A 19653-nucleotide genomic window follows, 5' to 3' on the forward strand; every position below is an offset into this window, starting at 1 on the left:
CGAGATTCAAAACAATCGTGCGGGATTGACAAGAATCATGCGAGAAATACGATTTTCATGCCACCGTGTCGAATTTTCTTTATATGAGAGAACTGATCAAAAAAAAGATGGTGGCACCCCGATAAGCTCATCAGAGGACCGACACCACCATTTTCTGCATCCTGAAAGAGGGTGTGACCCCCCTATCCAGCTACTTCACCAAACTGACTATTATACAGATCCGCATAAAAACCGTTCTCCCTGAGAAGTTCTGCATGCTTCCCCTGTTCAATCACAGATCCTTGATCCATGACAAGAATCAAATCCGCATCTTTGATCGTTGAAAGTCGGTGAGCGATGACAAAGCTCGTTCTGTCTTCCATCAAGCGGTTCATCGCCTGCTGGATCAATAGCTCTGTCCGGGTATCGACGCTTGACGTCGCTTCATCCAGGATCATGATCGGAGGATTGGCGAGGATCGCCCGTGCAATGGTGATCAGCTGCTTCTGTCCTTGTGAGATGTTCGATGCTTCCTCATTCAGGACCGTATCATAGCCTTCAGGAAGCGTACGGATGAAATGATCCGCATGGGCCATTTCGGACGCCTGCATGATTTCCTCTTCCGCAGCACCCGTCTTCCCGTACGCAATATTTTCCCGGATCGTCCCCTTAAAGAGCCACGTATCCTGCAACACCATACCGAAGCTTTTTCTCAATTCACTTCGAGGGACGGACCTCGTATCGATGCCGTCGATCTTGATTTTCCCATCATTTAATTCATAGAATCTCATCAATAGATTGATCAGAGTCGTTTTCCCCGCTCCCGTCGGTCCAACAATCGCAACCGTCTGACCGGGCTTTACGTCAATATTCATATCTTTGATCAACAAATTTTCGCCATATCCGAAGTTCACATGTTCAAACGCCACCTCGCCTTTAGGACGGGATAAGTGCGCGACTGTTTCTTCTTTCATTTCTTCTTCCTCATCCAACAGCTCAAATACCCGTTCCGCCGCTGCCACGGTCGATTGGATGATGTTCGCGATGTTCGCCGTCTGGGTGATCGGCTGAGTGAACTGGCGTGTATATGTGATAAACGCCTGGATGTCCCCGATGGAAATCGCGCGGTTCGTAACAAGGATCCCCCCGACGACACTGATCAGCACATAGCTGATGTTTCCGATGAACATCATGATCGGCATGATGATCCCTGAGATGAACTGGGCTTTGCTTCCCGCTTCATACAATTCATCGTTCACCGAGTCGAACTGGACGCCGGCCTTCTTTTCATGACCGAATGCTTTCACGACCTGGTGTCCGGTGAACATTTCTTCAATATGGCCATTCAACTGTCCAAGCGTCCGCTGCTGATCGGCAAAATGCTTCTGGGACCGCTTCAGTATCGGACGAATCGCAAACACGGAAACAGGTAAGCTCACGATGGAAATCAACGTCAACAGTGGACTGATTGACAGCATCATGATGATGATCCCGACAATCGTCACGATCGACGTGATGAACTGAGTGAGACTTTGCTGAAGCGTACTGCTGATCGTATCGATGTCATTCGTCATCCGGCTCAGGGTCTCCCCATTCGCACGTCCGTCGTAATACTTCAATGGAAGCGTCTCAATCTTTTGATTCACATCTTCCCTCAAGTCATACGCCGTCAGCTGGGCGACGCTCGACATGATATATTGCTGGATAAAATTGAACACACTGCTGAATACATAGAGTCCCGCTAACAACAACAGGATCTCACCGATTTTTTCAAAGTCGATCCCGGCACCGGGCACCCCTTTGAACTTCGCATAGGCGCCTTCAAATAATTCCGTGATGGCGTTCCCCATGATTTTCGGGCCGATGATGGCAAAGACGGTACTTAAGATCGCGGCAAATAGAACGGCGATCAATTGCCCACGGCGCGGCTTTAGATAACCAAGCAGCCGCTTCAAGGTGACCTTGAAATTCTTCGGCTTCTGCCCCATCATCATCATGTTGCCGCCACCCGGTCCGAATCCTCCATGTCCTCCGCCTCTTTGAGGTTTACGATCTTTACTCATGCCGATTCCTCCTCTGAAAGCTGTGATGCGACGATTTCCTGATACACTTCATTGGTGTCAAGCAGCTCCCGGTGAGTTCCGATCCCGGCTACTTCACCTTTGTCCAAAACGATGATCCGGTCGGCATCGATCACCGTACTGACCCGTTGGGCGACGATGAGCACCGTTGCATCAACGGTTTCCTGTTTCAATGCAGCACGGAGCCTGGCATCGGTTTTGTAATCGAGGGCTGAGAAGCTGTCGTCAAATAAATAGATATCAGGCTTCCGGACCAGGGCTCTTGCAATCGACAATCGCTGTTTCTGACCTCCGGAAAGATTCGATCCGCCTTGTTCGATTTCTGCCTGGAATCCTCCGTCCATCCGGCTGACGAATTCTTCCGCCTGGGCGATGCGGGCCGCCTCCGCCACTTCTTCATCACTTGCATCTTCTTTTCCGAAGCGGATATTCTCTGCAATCGTTCCGGTAAAAAGAGTCGCCTTCTGCGGGACAAGCCCAAGCTTCGAGCGGATTTCCTCCTGAGATGCTTCCCTAATATCCACACCATTGACCCGAATCGTGCCGCTCGCTATCTCATAAAATCGGGGGATCAGGTTGATGAGGGTCGTTTTCCCTGAACCCGTCCCGCCAATGATGGCCGTCCTTTCACCGGGATGTGCTTTGAAACTGATACCAGACAGGGCAGGCTCTTCGGCACCGGGGTAATGGAACGTGACAGAGTCGAATTCCAGCGTCCCCTGTTGAATGTTTGCTGCTTTCGTTCCTTTATCTTCAAAAGAAGGCTTCATTTCAAGCACCTTGTTGATCCGTTTCGCCGATACATCGGCACGCGGCACCATGACGAACATCATAGACGCCATCACCAAAGCGAACATGATTTGCATGACATATTGAATGAACGCCATCAAGTCTCCGATCTGCATCCCGCCGTTATCGATCCGGATCCCTCCGAACCAGATGACCGCGACAACAGTCATATTCATGACAAGCATCATCACAGGCATCATGAAGGCCATGATTTTATTCACCTTGATCGATACATCGGTCAGTTCATGATTCGTCCGCTTCAGGCGCTCCTTCTCTTCCGGTTCCCGGTTGAACGCACGGATGACCCGGATACCGGTCAAGTTCTCACGGAGCACGAGATTCAATTGATCCAGTTTTTTCTGGACGGTTTGAAATAACGGAATCCCTTTATACAAAATCAGCAGGATCGACCCGACCAATACCGGCATCGTCAGGATAATGACCAGGGATAATTTCGCATCCATCAATACCGCCATGATGATCCCGCCGACCAGCATGATCGGTGCACTGATGATCATCCGGAGCAGCATGATCACGACCTGCTGCACCTGGGTGATATCATTCGTCGTTCTCGTAATCAGGGATGCCGTCCCCACTTCATCAAATTCCTGCAGCGAGAACTTTTCAATATGATAGAAAAGCTTCCGGCGGACATCTCGTCCCAACCCGACGGCTGCTTTAGAAGAATAGTAACTTGCAACGATGGAAGCCACCGCACCGAGAGCGGAAACGACGAGCATGAAACCGCCAATCTTCCATATATACGGGATGTCCCCGACGACGACGCCTTTGTCGATGATGTACGCCATGAGGGTCGGTAAGTAAAGCGTCGACATGGATTGAATGAAGATCAACACGAAGATCCCCACGATCATCCATTTATACGCCGATAAGTGTTTCAGAAGCTTGATCATGTGCCATCCTCCTCTTTCCCTTTTTGATCAAAATAGTCGGCAATCTGCTCATGGGCCTCCAAGAGACCGGCAAACTGTTCTTCCGACAGCGTCGCGACCGCCCCGGCCGTCAGCTGGTGAATGCTGCCTTCCTGCTTGTGGATCCCTTTTAACATCGTCTCTCCCTGTGGACTGAGGGAAAGAAGCATTTCCCGGCGATTGTCTTCCACCTGCTGCCGGTTGAGGTACCCTGCCTGAACCAGCCCGTCGACGGCTTGACTGAGCGTGCTTTTCGGCAGGAAGGTCCTCTCCCCGATTGTCTTCTGAGTCAGCTCTCGCTCAGGGGCAATCGTCACCAATATCGTATATTGCGGGACCGATAATCCGTTGTCTGCAGCCGTCTTCTGGACGAACCGCATCATCGTCTTATTCACCCGTGAAAATGAACGCAATAATTGCAAAGCAGGAGTGATCTGCTGACTATCCATTGTTATGCCCTCATTTCTAATGGTTAATATAATGAACTGTTCATAATGGAACTATCTTATTCTATTCTTTTTGTGGGAGATAGTCAAAGGGATGATTTCGACAAGATATGGATAGGTATGGAGGTCCGTCCCTCACGTTTTACCATGGTGGAATCATATACTTTTCATAAGGAGGAGTGAGGAATGAATGATGGGAACGAGCTAGAGAGAAAAGGCTTGAATGGAAAAGCCGTGGCGTCTATCTTCCTGGGAATTTTATCTATCGTGATGGTGATTTTTCCTATTGCGGGAGCGATTCTCGGTCTGGTGGGTGTACTACTTGGGATGATCGGGCGGAGTGAAGTCAAACTGAGTGGCCAGGAGGGGAAGCATCTGGCCATTCTAGGGGTCATTTTTAGTTTGGCCGGCATTGTGTTCTCGATCTGCTGGGTAGTCATGCCGTATATGACATTTTCGAGTATGATCTCTTCTTGAAAAGATAAGGGAACCTCTTTATTGGACGTTCCCTTTGTTATTTTCCTGGTGGAGCCGGTTCTTTTCTTCTCTTTTATTTAGCAGAATCAGGGTTTCTTCCTTTTAGGAAGCAGAGGAACTGTCCACGTGCTTCTATAAAATAAGGTTATATATGAATCATGCGGGAATGGGACTATTCGTGCGGGATAAAGCATAATCATGCAGCTCACAAAAAAAATCATGCCGGATTCAGATTATTCATGCGGGAAATCCAATAATCATGCCGCCCTGTCGGATTTTCTTTATTAGATCTACTATTCTATTCGCCCTGCTTCCTTATATACAGCCGATTCCGCCATTTAAAAATAAAATATGTAGTCAAAAATAAGATCAGCCCCATTTCATTAAAAAGGAAATATACGCTCACTAAATCCCTAAATGAATCAATTGGATAAGTACCACTCAGGAGTAACGTCGGGAAAACAGTAAGCAGCATGACCACATAATGTACCGCAATCTGTTGGATGAAGCTCCATCGTTCCACTTCATAAATCACGCTTGCCACCCCGAGGAAAAAAGCGATCAGACCGTAAAATAAGAGACTCTTTGAAATCGCTGATCCCCCTTCGAATTGAGTCCATATCAGCGAAGTGACGGTGAAAAGAATAAACGGGATGAGACCTCTAATTAATCCTTTTTTTAGTAGATTCATCGATTTCCTCTCTCTTCTTAAAAGTATTGAAGCATGGGGACGGTTCTCTTGCTTCCAAAACCACCGTTACAGGTACCGTGGCTCTTTATACTAATTTCATCTATTAATATTTCAACATTGCCGCCCAGAACAAATGATATATTGGTACAAAAAAACATATAGCCAATAGCATGATTGCGATTGAATATGGCAAACTTGACTCCATTCCCACTGCATTTCTCAGCGTTGCTTCGTTAGCACATACAAAGACTAGAGAGCCAAGATACTGAATGACCACCATTCCCTTTTCAGCCTTCACATATTGTAATTGTCTGTTTTCCTCTGTTAAATTCACATAGTTCAACTTCTCTGGCTTTTTGACTACTAAACCAATAAGAAACCAGATTACTAAACTTACAGCAGGCATGATAAACAGAAAGTATCTTGACCCCCAATGATCAGGCTTTCCTTTACTAAAATGAATAGGGATTGTATTCGGAATCTCTGACCAAAGTGAAAACAAATGAAATACATGATAAATAAGAATAGTAATTGAGATTATTACTAGCATCCATTTAAACGTCTCTGTTCTCACCTCACCCGCCCCCAGCATTATTTATATAGAAAAAATTGAATCCCCTGCCAAACCAGGATACCCAACCCGGCAATGACAAAGACAATATTAGCAATCATCGACTTCTTATTATCTTTCCTTCTATCTTCAACAGCATCAAACAAACCCTTAAAGATCCAAAAAAGAATCATCACTGACCCCCCGATGCGGTGATTAAAATTATCTTATCAAATGAATACCTTATAAAAATGAAGAGGATGATAACCAGAGTGATGTTCCGAAGAGCATTCCATATTTTTGCAGAAGATTCTTTCTTAAATATAATCCTTCTATCCACTAATCTTCCCAATCAATTCCACAACCTCTTGTTCATCCCCCGCATCAACCGAAACCTTCTCCGTATCATCCACAATCCCTTGCGTATACTCTTCCATCGACTCCTCTATCTGTTCACTGCTCGGCCAGTGTGATGGCACATCGTACACATTGATCGTGCCGTCTCCGTTGCCGCTATATGTGACGGTTCCATCTGCCATTGCTTTGCCGCTTAACACGATGACGTCTTCTGGATACGCGACGCTGGTGTCATCATAAGGATTCAGCTGCTCTCCGGCTGAAATCTGTCGGACGTTCAGTTCTTCAATGTCTCCATTCCCGATCACCTGCAGCCAGACGCGGGCGTATTCGATTTTTTCTGAAGGATATGTAGAAAGTGGATCTTCCTTAGTATCCGATTGATCTTGGGACGTTGCTTCTACTAAATCTACTGAATCAACTTCTTCTTCCGTTTCTCCTGATGCAACTTCCCCGCTCTCGCTTTCCTGTTCGGGCTGTGCCTGTTCCACCACTTGTTGCTTTCCACCGCTGCAGGCCATTAAAAGGCATCCCATGGCGAGTATCATGATCATCAGTATTTTTTTCTTCATTTTCCTTCCCCCAATACTCTTTCTATAAATGCTGCTTTCCCTTCCGAATACGCTTCGCGGTCGTCAGGAAATTGGTTTGCCAGACTTTTTTTCAGTTCTGCGTATTCTTCCCTCAAAGAAGGGTCCCCGTTCAACTGGTCCCTGAATAACCTCTGCTGGTCCCACCTCGGTTCCCCTTCCAGCATGAGATGTAAATGGGCGACACGCCTATCATTTTCAACCTTGATAAAAAATCTTCTCCACGGACGGTTATCAAGCTCCACCGGCACATAATGCCAATCATCCTCAGCTAGCTTTCCCGCGACTTCTTCCACTTCATCAAAGGACGGAATCTTCGCCATCACATCAATGATCGGTTTTGCCGGAAGGTCCCGGATCGACGTGCTTCCCACATGCTCGACTTCCTTGACACCAAAGGGACTTAAACGCTGCATGAGTTCCTGTACCTCTGCTCTTCCCGCATCGATCCACTCCGGATTCGGAGGTACGACCTCTATCGATTCCACAGCCCATTTTGGCCAGTGACTATTTTCCATAACCCGTCACACCCTTCTCCAGTTCAATCTCATCCCGAATCGGAATCCCGTTATTCCCGATCATCGGAATCTCAGGCTTTAGCCGTCTCGCTTTCTCCACGGCATCCCGGTGGATAGTCGATATCCTGAAGCCCCTCTTTTGGTAAAATTTCAGCGCCAGCAGATTGTCATTCGTCGTAATCAGTGTGATGCGTCTACACCCGTTCTCCGCAGCCACCTTTTCTACTTCTTCCATAAGCGAGGTGCCGATCCCCTTTTTTTCTTCCAAACTATCAAGTGAAATAATCTCGCATTCGGCATCTTTAAACACATATGTAATCAAGCCAATGACTACCAGTTCTCTATTCAAAACGGCAAAGCCATCTAAATCAGCACAGTCATAAACCCCGCTTGAAATAACCATCTTCGCACTTCCCCAATGCTGGTTAAAAAAAGCAGTGATCTTCTCTCTCGGTAATTTTTCTAGTGATAATATGTTCATTCGTTCTCTCCCCTTTTTCAGGCACTCTACTGCAAGATACCATAAATTTAATTGTAAAAAAAGGAAAATAAGAGATATTTTATGGTAAAATAGGGGTAATTCACAGAGGCGGTGATATCGTTGAATCGTCTAGTTTTATCCTTCTTACTGATTACTTGTTTCGTATTGAGTGGATGCAGGGTGATTATTTTCGCCCCAACAGAAAAAGCCCAATTCAACTTCACGATGGACGCACACGTATACGTAAAGCGCGCCAAGCTCCTCATCCGAACAGAAACCACCCTTCCACCAGAGACGCCTCTAACCATCACAATCCAACCATACTCAGACAATCATCTTTTGGGGAAAATACAATCCTATAAAGTAGACCCAGAGCAAGAGAATGCCGCGGAAACAACCGTTTTCGTGGATAAAGATGGAAAGGTTAAACCCGTAGTAATCGACAGACCAGACCCTTCTGAGAGATATAGGATAAAAATCTCTGCAGACAAGATGGTGAAGTACATGAATCTCATGAAAATCGAAGACCCTGATGGTATCGGAGCCAATCTTACCTTTTTGTCTATGGAAGAAATAAAGAAACGTTATCAGACGGCTGTTCGGGTGAAAAAATAGAAAAGGGTGCGTGCCCCCGGAACGACAAATGTTCCAGGGGTACGCACCACTAAACAGCTAATGATCTTTTGAGACTCCAACATGAACAGCCTCACAACAACTAGAGATTATTTAAAACCATATCTTAATGTACTGGTTTTGAAAATCTATAAAAAACTCACTGCCTGTTAAAAAGAAAGACTCTGAAACAGCGAAATCGTCAAAATCAGCGTGAGCAATGACCCTGACGCCGTTGAAATAATGATGATTCGGTTATTCTGATGTCGTTCAGGTTTTTGAAACTCGTGAATGGCGACAAGCCAGGTCACCGTCGTAAGTAAGGCGATGATTCCAGTGGACATAGGCATATCTCCTTTTCGATCACTATACTTGAAGATATCATAGATTTAATTGTAAAAAAAGGAAAATAAATGAATCTATATGATAAAATGGATGAGAATTGGTACCGCTTCCTCTATTTTAAAATATCTAAGGAGCAATGAGGCTATTGACAAAGTTACGATTCCTTATTTTAGTGATGAGCGCAGTCTTACTGGCAGGCTGTAATGACCAAGACCTGAATCTAACGGATGGCGATAAACAGATAACGCAGCAGATCGATGACGCAATTTCTCACTATATTGTCCAAAAGTACGCCACCTCCTACTACGGCACAGAAAAGCAGTTTGAAGTCCATAAAGTCTATGGAACGAGCGAAAAGGATGGGCTCCTGAGTGTCTACATGTGGTCATATTACGGGGGATTCAATCAAGCCAACGGATTAGAATCCCAGTCCGGGCATTCACTGCCTGCTGTGATCCGCTTAAAACAAGATGGCGACATCTATTCGGTCATCGACTACACAGAACCTCAAGACGGCAGTATGTACCAGTCTTCCCTGGAAAAAATGTTCCCGGCGAAATACGTCAAATCCGCGCAGAGGGACAGCGGGAATATCGGGGATCTAGAAAAAGAGATGAATAAAAAAGTGAAAGCATGGCTCGACAAGCCGGAATCCTAAGGGGGAAATGAACATGGAACTGACCATCAGAAGACGGACACAGGAAGATATCAACGAATTCATCACGTGGACGTATGAAGGCATCTATTCGTTTTATGATAACAATAGCCAAAAAGAAAAAATCGAAGGATTGAAAGAGAGCGTCCACTTGGAAAGAGCCTTTTCCGTCGTGGACGAAAACGAAAATCTTGTAGGAAATTGTGAGTTTTATGATGTGGAAGAAGACGGGGAAACCATCCTGGTCCTCGGGGTTCAGATGAAGCCCTCCATGACAGGAAAGGGACACGGCCAGGCCTTTGTGCAAGCGATCATCGAACAAGGACGTGAACGGCTGAAGTTCACTCATTTGGAATTGGCCGTCGTGGATTTCAATGAACGGGCGATCAGAACGTATGAGAAAGAGGGATTCAGAAAACGGGGATCATTCGAAAATGAAATAAGGGGTGAAAACTATCAATTTAGTATTATGGCGAAGGATTTTTGAAAAAATAAGGGTCAGCCTTAAAGGTCTGACCCCCATCTCCTCAAGTAACAGTAGAATCTTCCTCATAAAGAAAAGGCGATCCACTTTGCTGCAATCGCCATGCTTAATACCAATTATTTCAAAACGAAACATTTTTACACAATACTTGATAACATTAAATAAGATGCTATCCTTGTTTCAGATAAGCGCCCGTTTGTTTGTTATGAATTAGGCTAGCAGTGAAAGCGTTGGAAATTCATGAATTAAGAAAATTTTTTACGGCGGCTAAGAAGGCTGGTAAATTATCATCATGCACAAAGTGCCCGGCATCTTCTATCGTCACCAGTTCGCAATTCGGTATAAGCTCAGAAACTTCCTGCAATTTGTTTTGAGCAATATGACTGGACCCACCGCCTATAATAAGAGTCGGCATAATAATGTCCGAAAGACGCTCCCACCATTCGGGATTAGGTTCATTAAGTTGCTGTAGAATTGAAGGCACTACCAGCCAATCAAACGGTAGGGGATCAGAAGGTTTGGAAGGAACTTCGAACGTCTTATCTGGAACAGGAGGAGGAGTGTCTTCAACAATCAACCTTTCTATTCTTGACGGATATGTTTCCGCGAAAAGATAGGATACTGTTCCTCCCATGGAATGACCAATTAGCGTAAACCGTTCCAATTTCATAGCATTCGCAAAATGAAGCAAGTCATCGGACATCAGTTCAAAAGTGTATGTACTAGTTCTCGCACTCCCACCGTGCCCCCGTTGATCTAAAGCTAAAACTCGGTATTTTTCTCCTAATACAGCAGCAACTTGATTCCATGTTTCTGCACTTGTCCCCAGCGCGTGAAGTGCAACAAGTGGTGGGGCAGAAGGTTCTCCACTCTCGCGATATTGAAAAGTGAGTCCATTCAGTTCAATTTGATACACCCGTGTTTCCATCTCCGATCATCTCCTAGGGTAGGTATTATTATATCAAACCCGATTTATTTAATCTCTGTACCTATATATTCAGCGAACGTGTGAATATTCCTTTTTAAACTCTTTTTCCCGTTAGTTAAATATTCTCTGCTCATCTTGAACTATATAGCCCATAAATTAAACTAGACGCATTTCTTATTAGAGAAATGTGCCCTTTAAAAGAAGACTCGATTTAAAGATAATCTTCACAGACATTAATAACGATCTTCAGTTATTGCCCTCTTACATATCCTAGTGACAGGGTTCTTACCATAGACCGCAAAGGTAATCATGGTTTAACTATTTTTATGGGTAATTCATTTCCGTGGTTCTGTGTAACCAACTTCAGTTGGACTAATCTCGAAGGGCTCGACGGCGCTCGTGCAGCACCAGCAGGATAATCATCCCCATTATTACACCTAAGACGATGCCGGCCTGTGTGGTCAACAACCACGCCAAAGGGTACTCTGGGGAGGGTGGCGCATCGAGTCGAACTGAAGATAAGGCGGAATAGAGGTTGTTGGAGAACAACGCTCCCGATGAAATCCATGCCGCTGCCATAGGCGGTAGAAACCACCTCGAACCACGACGCGATGCTACCACCAGTATGCCCCACGCACCTGCAAAGGACCACACACCTATACTCAATGACAGCACGTGCCACCACACATCGCGTTCACCCATGATTGCCGGGTCGATGCCGAAAGAGCCGCCTACCGCCCAAAACACCTTGATGACACCAAGCAGAATGCAGCCGGCAGCGACGATCCTAGCCAAGATGATCTGTAGTTGTCGAGTATTTCCCGGCAACTCCTTGTAGTCGGTTGTGCCACTCAGCGCCTCTGGCCAACGTGCCTTTGCATACCCCGCCAAAGCAAGCGGCAGGAAGATGCCGATCCCGAAAAGTGAGATCATGACGAAGATCTGCTCGTATACCCAGAAGTCGGCGGCACCTGCCTCTTGATCCCGGATCATAGCTGCAGGGCCCAGAACTGGTGCAACCAACACCATGGGAACGAGGAAACCGGTACCAACCCAAATGGGTAGAGCAACCAACCACGCAGGTAGCCGCTCCCCCCACGGCCTGCAGAACGCCAGTGCAAGAAGGATACCAATAGCAGCGAGAACGGCGGTTACTGCGTTTACAATGCGCCAGCTGGCGTCACTCATTTGCTCGGTTGGAAGGAAGAGACCGAAAGTCCACACGATTTTGATCAGCAGGTAAGGTGTTACTGCTATTGCGGCACCATAACCGCAGATTCTACGCAACCTCATCAATCTTGTGGCCTGCCTCTCTGCACTAATAGTCACCTTCTCATCTCCTCTACAAGTTCTAACTCGCTTTGCTTCAAAATTATTTATTCACTCCTACCCTAATGCCTTTAACGCTTTTAAACCTTTCACATACAACTTTCAAGCACTTTATATTTCAAAGACTCATATTAGTGCCTTCCTTACATAACATAGTTACTCTAGATTATCGAATAAAATATCATAACTCTAAATTAACTTCGATTTCCGTTTGAGTAATCCCTTCCTTAATTCCATTAAATTGCCCTTTAATGGAATAACTGTAGGTTCACCTCATATTTATCTCATTCTGTATTATTTTTCTCCCATTATTGGAGGTATTAATGTAAAGAAAAGCAAGAAGTCCATATAAGATACCTCCTAACAAGAAAAACGGTTCAACTATTATTAATAGTAAAGAAAGTGGTTCTGCTTCCAACAAGCTTTGAATTATCCCTGCACCACCGCGCAAACCCAATACCACACACGCTCCCCATGCTGAAGTGAGCAACAACCAGGATGGAAACCTTCGTCCCCATGCTTGAACAAATGCAAGTGCAGTAAAAGCAGCAATTACACATAGGGCAATTGCAACCAGATTAATGATGAATAACACTTCGCTCATCGTCCTGCCTTCAAATCCTAAAGTGCCTCCTACAGCCCAGTAAATGTGGATTAACCCGAATAGAGTCGACCAAACAAACGCTGCATAACCAGTAAAAACCAACCAACTCCCTTTTTTGTCCAGAGGATGACGTTCATTATTTTTTTTGATTGTAATAACTCCTTTCATTATGAGGGATAACAGAACTCTCTTTAAAATACGTATAGTTTTTTATATTGTTTCATTCAATAATTTGTTAAGTTCAATTAAATTTTTCTGAATATCCAGATTATACTTGTGCATTTGTACAATCAGTTACTGCATTATATGGCCAGTTTGTTAAATAAGAAGATTTTTTAAACTTAAAAAGCAAAAAAAAATTCCGAGTTGGCACGACACTAATTTACACACAAAAAAGCCTCGGTATAAACCTTTGACGCTTCATTTCTGGTCCGTATTTTAATGGTATTGCATCTGGATTTACGGCTTTTTACTTATCAAATTTCTTGCCGTCGATGATTACACCAATATTTGGGATAGGCTCTGTTCCTATGTCGTAGAACAGATGCTTAGAGCTCCCTCTCTTCCACAAAACACGTATTTGCAAAATCCTTAATTGCTTTGTTATTGGTAGGATTCTTCTTACCTAATCTAAATGAAGTTTAGTGGTTTTCTTTTGTGTCGTCATCTTGGAGTTGGGCATTGCGCATTTTCGAGAGCCCGAACCAAACTCCGCAGATAGCTAGTCCTATTATGGAAACCCATAAAGCCATTCAATACCCAAATCCATCGGCTATTCCCCCGCCTAGTGGACCTTCCAATCCCATGGCAAAACCGTAATGGAATTGACCTATCACAACCATTATCAGTGCATTTGTCTGCAGATTATCTTGGATAGCTGGTGGTGCTAGGACAATCAGAATTATCGGTGGAATATACAGAATTCGTCAAAAAGTCAAGACTCCTCCAATACCCCATCGCTGACCTGCCCGAGTGGAGAGCGATCTTCCAAGTACAGCACCAATACCTGCGGCAGAGAATACAAGCCCAAGGATTTACCTGGATCCATATTTCAACTGGGCCGGTAACAGCGTTTGATTAAAATGCACATTGAAATCGTCTATAATCCGTGGGGACACACGGTACATCTTTCTTCGGTAGATCATTATGATTCCTCCTCTCCTTTATTGAGGGACGGACCTCCCTCACCTTATTTTGAATGAAACGATTTAGATGTCCGTCCCTCTTACTTCCCTCCACTCATACCCAATACCTTCGCCTTCACCCAGCTCCCGCCAAATAATCCCGTGTAAACAAGGACGGTGCCAAGCATGACGATGAATCCGATATAGACACTCATCATCATCGGCATCAGGAAGGCTCCGATGATGATGGTGGATCGTGCGACAAGGTCCGCTCCGCTGAAGGACAGGTTGGAGAATGCGGAGTAAGATCCCCGCTTATCGCTTGGGATCATGTTCGCCTGCTCTGCATTGCGGATCGGCGAGTAGATGAGCTCTCCCATGGTCGCGATCAGATTGAAGGCAATCAGGACGTACCACGTGTTGGCCGATGTGACGGTCACATAGCCGATGCCGTACAGGAGCAGCCCGATCAAGAGAGCGTTCTTTTTATTCAGGCGATCTGTATAACGATTGATGATGAACGTTAGGCAGACAACGAGCAGCATGTTCTCGATGTTCAGGATACTGAGCATCCTCACCCCGACGATTTCGAAACTCCCGATGTTCACCGCCTTGAACGTTTCAGCCAAGCGGATCCCGATATAGCTGTTCAGGGAACATTCCGCTGCAAAGATGAAGGTGGACCCTGCCACCACTTTCACAAAGGCGGAATCCCTGAAGGCAATCCGGTAATTGTTGATGAGATCGACGAACACATTTTCATGTTTTTTCTGAAGCTGATCTTTAAAATTGTCCTGAAGCCAGATGCCATATGCGATGGGGATCGTTGTCGACGTGAAGGTCAGCATCATGAATAATTCTGTTTGATGGTTCAAATACAGCAGTCCCCCGAGGGCGGCCCCGATCGCCATGGACAGATTAACGAGCCAGTAATCCAGTGCATAGACGGCTTTCCGGTTCTCCGGTGTCGTCGAGTCGATGATGATCGCATGCATCGCCGGGCGTCCCAGGCTGCTTGTGATGATGAATCCAATATACGCACCTGCGAACAGCAGGATCAAGTTATCTTCCGGAAAAAGACTCACCGTCATGATGAAAAAGAACAGTGCGTTCAGCCAGGACGTCGTCAGCAGTACTCTTTTCCGGGGAAAGCGGTCCGAAATGTATCCCCCGACGAGATTGACACAGAATCCGATCACCACGGTGACGATCAGGAAGATCCCTGCCCAGATTTTATTCAGTTCCTGTGCAAAGAACAGCGCCATGAACGGCATGACGGCGGATGAAACGGCACGATTGAAGAATGAGGTGATCATCCGTACTTTAATGTTTTGAGGTAATTCCTTCCACTTCATGTTGTTCCCCCTCCTCTATTTACTGTATAGTAAACTAGACGGAACATTATAAAAATAGACACTTTTCAAATTGATGTCCCCTTTTAGGAGGAAAAACATATGGAGAACAAATTACTCACCCTTTGGAGGTACTATCCCTCAGGCAGCATCCGCGTGGAAGAAATCTCCGAAACCCTGCAATTAAGCCATAAACAGACCTCCCGCTATTTGAAAAAATGGGATAAAGAAGGCTGGATCGCTTTCACCCCGGGACGCGGACGGGGAAATGTCTCGACACTCCAGTGGAAGAAAGATGTGGAGGATGCGTTCGAAGAAGAAGTCGAGAAGCTCATGGAAGAGGAACCGATCGAGCAGAGCAGCAAGTATCTCATGTACAACTGGTCCACCGATAGCAAGATGAGGCTGATGAATACTTTTCACAGTAAGCTCGGATTTGTGAAGGAGTCCAAGGACAAGCTGATCGTGCCGAAGAGATATCCCTTTTTCTCGATCCATCCCTTGGAGGCAGCCGACGTCATGAGCGCCCATCTCGTGGCAAACGTATTCAACCGTCTTGTCTCCATCACAGAAAAAGGAGACATCCTGCCGGAACTCGCTCACAGCTGGGACGTGTCCCCCAGTAAACTTCGACTCTATCTAAAAAAGGATGTCCGCTTCCACGACGGCTCCATCCTGACGGCTAAAGATGTCGTTCAGTGTCTCGAACAGCTTCGGACCTGCCCTCACTACCAGGAACTGTGGGCTCCCATTGAAATGATCGAGGTAAAAGCCCCCCTCATCATCGACATCCATCATCCTGGAGGCTGCAGCTACACCCTCCCCATGCTCAGCATGATGTGCGCAAGCATCTATAAAGAATCCAAGGGACGGACCTTTGGGACAGGGTGCTTCTCCCTTGAAGAAAATACCGAGTCCAAGACGACCCTCGCTGCCTTTAAAGAACACTTCCAGGAAAGGCCGCTCCTTGACGCAGTCGAATTTGTCCAGGTGCCGAAAGACTTCAAGGGAATCTATCACTCTCATATAGAAGAAAGTCAGTCTTCGTCCGTCGAAGTCGAGAGTGACTCAGGATTCGGGATTGTCGTCATGAATGCCGTCCCCGGGCGAGATTCCCAGATTCAGAGAAAAGAAGTGCGGGATTATCTGCATTGGGTGATCGCGAAGAACCGCCACACCCTCCGTGACCTTGATCCCCGCATGACACCGAATGGGAAAAGCATTTTCGTCGGCCAGGATCAAGGCATGACGATCCCGGAAGCTGACCGTCCCCTGTTCCCCGAGCCCCTCGTGATCCGCTGTGCCAATCATACAGCGAAAACAACCGAGTGGCTTGTGAAGATTTTTGAAAAAGAAGGGATCCCCGTCGACGTACAGTGGTTTTCCTTTGCCGACACGCTGACGAGGCATCCGGAGACCTTGGATGTGGATCTTTTCATACACGGGGAGATATTTGAATCGAATCAGGATTTTTCGTTTTATCATTTTTTGAAAAACGGTTATTCTCCTCTTAATGGACTATTCGAAAAAAAAGGCATCTGGAATTCACTCCTGGACGAATATCGGCATACGCCATTTGAGGACTGGACGTCGTTGAATATGAACTTGGAAAACTTACTGATGAAAGAATCGATCATGATTCCACTTTACTATGAGAAACGCTACATCCCTTTTTCGACGGATATTATGAATATCGAAATCAAGCATTTTGGGTATGTGGACTTTGCTAAGCTGTGGGTGCGGCCGGAGATATAGGAGGAAGCGGGGGGACGGTTCTTGTGCTCCCTCAGAAAATAGTTAAAAAATCCCAAATCAATCGTTACTTCTGATAATATAAGCTTAGGAAGTTTTTTCAGAAAATCTTTGTAAGGAAGGGTATGAGTCTATGAAAGCTTTATTCTTGTTATATGATCACTATGTGGATTGGGAAATCAGTCCATTATCGTACATCTTCAGTGTAACCAATGTGGAGATCGAGACGGCAGCACTCCAAGAGGAAGTGACCCATAGCGGTAAATTCAGAATCAGAGTCGATCGGGCCTTGAATGAATGCCGAGTGAGCGATTATGACATATTGGTCATCCCCGGTGGAGACCCTGAACCACTTTTAGAGGAAGCGGCGTTCCTGAAGCTAATCCAAGAATTCGATCAGGAAAACAAGTGGATCGCTGCCATTTGTGGAGCGTCTACCCTACTTGGAAAGAGCGCGGTGTTACGGAATCGAACGTATTCTACTTCAATCGATATTTCTGAATTCCCTTCCTATTTCGATCCGGTGTATCAAAGTAAGGCAGATACCACGGTATGTGAAAACCTCATCACGGCAGAAGGCAGCGCCTATGTTGAATTCGCTGTTGAAGTAGGCAAGCAGTTAAACCTCTTTAACGATCGGGAAGATGAATTGGAAACCATGTTGTTTTTTAAAAATTTGCTTAGGGGATAGAAAGTGGCGGCCATGGTGATATATATGCCGTGGCTTTTTTTCAGTGTCTTCCCATCCCCTCCAAGAACCTCTTCTCAACCTATCGCTCCTTCTGTTATGCTATCAAAAAAACAGAATTTCAAAGGAGTCACCATGATTTCATTTTTTCTCACACTAAAGCGACTGCTCAAAGCCTTATGGCAGGCCTTTAAACTGAAAAATTTCCAGGTTCTTTTTACATTGGTGTTGGTTCTATTATTTTCGGGCACCACCTTCTACGTAAAACAGGAGGGCCTGTCGGTAGTCGATGCCCTTTATTTTTGCGTGGTGACGTTAAGCACAATCGGACATCCAAGCTTCGAACCTCAAACGACATTCGGCAAGATATTCACCATGATTTATATTTTTGGCGGGAACGGGGTTTTCATTGGGATGATCGGGTATGTGGCGTATGCGATGATTCAGAAACCGGAAAAGTTGAAAAGGAATGGTAATAGGGAGTAGCATTCCTTGGGAGGTCTCCTATGAATACCTTATCGAAACTAAAGAACTATGCCAAAACCGTAAAGCAGGATCTTATCGTGCTTTATCTATCCTATAAAGATCCAAGAACCCCTCTGTATGCAAAAATTTTGGCCATGTGCGTCGTAGCCTATGCTTTTAGTCCCATCGATTTGATCCCTGATTTCATTCCGATCATCGGGTATCTTGATGATGTGATCCTGGTTCCCCTGGGAATCATCGTCACCCTGAAATTGATCCCATCCGAAGTGCTCAAGGAGAAACGGGAACAGGCAAGACATATGGTGAAAAGCGACAAACATAAGAACTGGTTTGTAGGAGCTATTTTTATCATTATTTGGATTCTATTAGCTGTATGGATAGGGAAACTGTTGTTTGTATAGTGTTTTTAGAAGCACGGGGACGGTTCCCGTGCTTCCTCAAATGACACGACAATACCTCAACGACCGATACTCCCCCTCCTCATTCCCATAAACAGGCTGTTCGCTTTCATATACAAACCCTCTCGCTTCGTAGAAAGGAATCCCTTTCTCGTTCCCTTTTTGCACGGACACCCACTGCTTACCCGCATGGAATTCTTCCTTCTGCTGCTGAGTGATGGCATCCAGCAATCGAGTCCCGATCCCTTCATTGCGCCTCGAAGGATCCAAGTATAAAACATACAGTTCTCCCTCAGTCTCATTCATCATCCCGCCTCCACCAGCACCAATGACCTCATCGTTTTCAACGGCGACAAAATAGCCACCCCACTCCCGGTTCGATGTGGTCACTTCTTTCAGGATCCGTTCTTCGTTATAGAACTCTTTTATCACTTTCTCTATATAATTTTTAGAATAAATATCGCGGTATGTTGCCCAATTGCCATCGGAACAAACTTTACTAATGCCTTTTACATGAGCCTCGTTTGCTTTCAGAATATGTATCATGATCCATCCTCCAATTTCTATTTCAATAATAACTGTACGATTGTATTCGTTTGTTTCTGCTTGATTTTGTAATAATCTTCATTACGATCACTCGAAATCAACGTTTCATTTGTGTCGAAACCTTCGTGAATATATAACACTTCCTTATCCTCTTTGTATTCCAGTTTAATTTTGTATGTAGGTTCTACGGCAAGCTTATAGTGCGTATTGGATATTTTATTCGACCGATTAAGAATTCCCGTAACGGTCGAGATGATCTCGTGATCGGTAACCGGTTCAGCGCCCTCAAATGATTCATCGTATTCTTGAATCGTTATGCTTTTCACACCAGAGAAGCCGTTGTATAGCATGGAATAGCTTATAAAACCAACTAGAATGACGAAAATGATAGTCATTATGATTCTTTTCATTTAACCCCTCCTGGCAGACGCCTTATATCCAATTATTTCAAATCCACTC

24 protein-coding genes are annotated in these 19653 nt (G+C 45.4%); 8 read left to right on the forward strand and 16 right to left on the reverse strand.

The window, feature by feature from the left end:
- Positions 1-182: 182 nt before the first annotated feature.
- Genes ACSQ2E_RS18265 through ACSQ2E_RS18275 form a run of 3 tightly spaced genes read right to left on the reverse strand, consistent with a single transcriptional unit; the run spans position 183 to position 4230 of the window.
- A complete protein-coding gene (locus ACSQ2E_RS18265) occupies positions 183-2042 on the reverse strand; it encodes an ABC transporter ATP-binding protein (protein ID WP_435992865.1) in 1860 nt (619 codons plus the stop codon).
- Positions 2039-3763 (reverse strand): ABC transporter ATP-binding protein, encoded by a 1725-nt coding sequence (locus ACSQ2E_RS18270; RefSeq protein ID WP_435992867.1) that lies wholly within the window; start codon positions 3761-3763, stop codon positions 2039-2041. Before ACSQ2E_RS18270 ends, ACSQ2E_RS18265 begins: the two co-directional genes overlap by 4 nt.
- Positions 3760-4230, reverse strand: a complete 471-nt coding sequence (locus ACSQ2E_RS18275) for a MarR family winged helix-turn-helix transcriptional regulator (protein WP_435992869.1) — start codon at positions 4228-4230, stop codon at positions 3760-3762. The genes ACSQ2E_RS18270 and ACSQ2E_RS18275 overlap by 4 nt, the downstream gene beginning before the upstream one ends.
- 183 nt (positions 4231-4413) lie before the next feature.
- On the opposite strand from ACSQ2E_RS18275, the gene ACSQ2E_RS18280 reads away from it, so the two are divergent.
- A complete protein-coding gene (locus tag ACSQ2E_RS18280; protein WP_435992871.1) occupies positions 4414-4704 on the forward strand; it encodes a DUF4190 domain-containing protein in 291 nt (96 codons plus the stop codon).
- Between the two features lie 298 nt (positions 4705-5002).
- On the opposite strand, the gene ACSQ2E_RS18285 is transcribed toward ACSQ2E_RS18280, so the two are convergent.
- From ACSQ2E_RS18285 to ACSQ2E_RS18310, 6 genes are all read right to left on the reverse strand, one after another.
- Positions 5003-5395 (reverse strand): DUF3021 family protein, encoded by a 393-nt coding sequence (locus ACSQ2E_RS18285; RefSeq protein WP_435992873.1) that lies wholly within the window; start codon positions 5393-5395, stop codon positions 5003-5005.
- A 103-nt stretch (positions 5396-5498) separates the two neighbouring features.
- A complete protein-coding gene (locus ACSQ2E_RS18290) occupies positions 5499-5969 on the reverse strand; it encodes a DUF1648 domain-containing protein (protein ID WP_435992875.1) in 471 nt (156 codons plus the stop codon).
- Positions 5970-5986: 17 nt separating this feature from the next.
- Complete coding sequence (locus ACSQ2E_RS18295) at positions 5987-6139, reverse strand: hypothetical protein (protein ID WP_435992877.1); 153 nt, start codon at positions 6137-6139, stop codon at positions 5987-5989.
- A 138-nt stretch (positions 6140-6277) separates the two neighbouring features.
- Positions 6278-6874, reverse strand: coding sequence for a hypothetical protein (locus ACSQ2E_RS18300; RefSeq protein WP_435992879.1), 597 nt, complete (start codon positions 6872-6874; stop codon positions 6278-6280).
- On the reverse strand, positions 6871-7410 hold the full coding sequence (locus ACSQ2E_RS18305) for a GrpB family protein (RefSeq protein WP_435992881.1): 540 nt from the start codon (positions 7408-7410) through the stop codon (positions 6871-6873). Before ACSQ2E_RS18305 ends, ACSQ2E_RS18300 begins: the two co-directional genes overlap by 4 nt.
- A complete protein-coding gene (locus ACSQ2E_RS18310) occupies positions 7400-7891 on the reverse strand; it encodes a GNAT family N-acetyltransferase (RefSeq protein ID WP_435992883.1) in 492 nt (163 codons plus the stop codon). Before ACSQ2E_RS18310 ends, ACSQ2E_RS18305 begins: the two co-directional genes overlap by 11 nt.
- Before the next feature lie 120 nt (positions 7892-8011).
- Here ACSQ2E_RS18310 and ACSQ2E_RS18315 point away from each other — a divergent pair, with 120 nt between their 5' ends.
- On the forward strand, positions 8012-8506 hold the full coding sequence (locus ACSQ2E_RS18315) for a hypothetical protein (protein ID WP_435992885.1): 495 nt from the start codon (positions 8012-8014) through the stop codon (positions 8504-8506).
- Positions 8507-8673: 167 nt separating this feature from the next.
- Here ACSQ2E_RS18315 and ACSQ2E_RS18320 read toward each other — a convergent pair whose 3' ends face one another.
- Positions 8674-8847 carry a hypothetical protein gene (locus ACSQ2E_RS18320; RefSeq protein WP_435992887.1) on the reverse strand — a complete coding sequence of 58 codons (174 nt, stop codon included), beginning with the start codon at positions 8845-8847 and terminating at the stop codon, positions 8674-8676.
- A 146-nt stretch (positions 8848-8993) separates the two neighbouring features.
- Between ACSQ2E_RS18320 and ACSQ2E_RS18325 the strand changes: the two genes are divergently transcribed.
- Both ACSQ2E_RS18325 and ACSQ2E_RS18330 read left to right on the forward strand, forming a co-directional pair.
- Positions 8994-9506, forward strand: a complete 513-nt coding sequence (locus tag ACSQ2E_RS18325; protein ID WP_435992889.1) for a hypothetical protein — start codon at positions 8994-8996, stop codon at positions 9504-9506.
- 13 nt (positions 9507-9519) lie between these two features.
- Positions 9520-9990 carry a GNAT family N-acetyltransferase gene (locus ACSQ2E_RS18330; protein WP_435992891.1) on the forward strand — a complete coding sequence of 157 codons (471 nt, stop codon included), beginning with the start codon at positions 9520-9522 and terminating at the stop codon, positions 9988-9990.
- Positions 9991-10225: 235 nt separating this feature from the next.
- Here the strand turns inward: ACSQ2E_RS18330 and ACSQ2E_RS18335 are convergent, their stop codons facing one another.
- The 4 genes from ACSQ2E_RS18335 to ACSQ2E_RS18350 form a co-directional block, all read right to left on the reverse strand.
- The gene (locus tag ACSQ2E_RS18335; protein ID WP_435992893.1) at positions 10226-10915 is read right to left on the reverse strand and encodes an alpha/beta fold hydrolase; all 690 of its coding nucleotides are present in this window, start codon (positions 10913-10915) and stop codon (positions 10226-10228) included.
- Positions 10916-11287: 372 nt separating this feature from the next.
- Positions 11288-12244 (reverse strand): hypothetical protein, encoded by a 957-nt coding sequence (locus ACSQ2E_RS18340; protein ID WP_435992895.1) that lies wholly within the window; start codon positions 12242-12244, stop codon positions 11288-11290.
- A 268-nt stretch (positions 12245-12512) separates the two neighbouring features.
- Positions 12513-13016, reverse strand: a complete 504-nt coding sequence (locus tag ACSQ2E_RS18345; RefSeq protein WP_435992897.1) for a DUF3995 domain-containing protein — start codon at positions 13014-13016, stop codon at positions 12513-12515.
- Positions 13017-14073: 1057 nt separating this feature from the next.
- Positions 14074-15327 carry an MDR family MFS transporter gene (locus ACSQ2E_RS18350; RefSeq protein WP_435992899.1) on the reverse strand — a complete coding sequence of 418 codons (1254 nt, stop codon included), beginning with the start codon at positions 15325-15327 and terminating at the stop codon, positions 14074-14076.
- 99 nt (positions 15328-15426) lie between these two features.
- Here ACSQ2E_RS18350 and ACSQ2E_RS18355 point away from each other — a divergent pair, with 99 nt between their 5' ends.
- The 4 genes from ACSQ2E_RS18355 to ACSQ2E_RS18370 all read left to right on the forward strand — a co-directional run bounded on the left by ACSQ2E_RS18355 (position 15427) and on the right by ACSQ2E_RS18370 (position 18651).
- Positions 15427-17079, forward strand: a complete 1653-nt coding sequence (locus tag ACSQ2E_RS18355) for an ABC transporter substrate-binding protein (protein WP_435992901.1) — start codon at positions 15427-15429, stop codon at positions 17077-17079.
- Positions 17080-17209: 130 nt separating this feature from the next.
- Positions 17210-17767, forward strand: a complete 558-nt coding sequence (locus ACSQ2E_RS18360) for a DJ-1/PfpI family protein (protein WP_435992903.1) — start codon at positions 17210-17212, stop codon at positions 17765-17767.
- A 132-nt stretch (positions 17768-17899) separates the two neighbouring features.
- Positions 17900-18250: a potassium channel family protein gene (locus ACSQ2E_RS18365; protein ID WP_435992905.1), complete on the forward strand. Its 351-nt coding sequence runs from the start codon at positions 17900-17902 to the stop codon at positions 18248-18250.
- A gap of 20 nt (positions 18251-18270) precedes the next feature.
- A complete protein-coding gene (locus ACSQ2E_RS18370; protein WP_435992907.1) occupies positions 18271-18651 on the forward strand; it encodes a YkvA family protein in 381 nt (126 codons plus the stop codon).
- Between the two features lie 36 nt (positions 18652-18687).
- Here ACSQ2E_RS18370 and ACSQ2E_RS18375 read toward each other — a convergent pair whose 3' ends face one another.
- Entirely contained in the window at positions 18688-19194 is a 507-nt protein-coding gene (locus tag ACSQ2E_RS18375) for a GNAT family N-acetyltransferase (RefSeq protein WP_435992909.1), read from the reverse strand.
- 17 nt (positions 19195-19211) lie between these two features.
- Positions 19212-19604, reverse strand: a complete 393-nt coding sequence (locus ACSQ2E_RS18380) for a hypothetical protein (RefSeq protein WP_435992911.1) — start codon at positions 19602-19604, stop codon at positions 19212-19214.
- Positions 19605-19653 lie beyond the last annotated feature (49 nt).

The sequence above is a fragment of the Rossellomorea sp. LjRoot5 genome, assembly GCF_964253455.1.
GTDB lineage: Bacteria > Bacillota > Bacilli > Bacillales > Bacillaceae_B > Rossellomorea.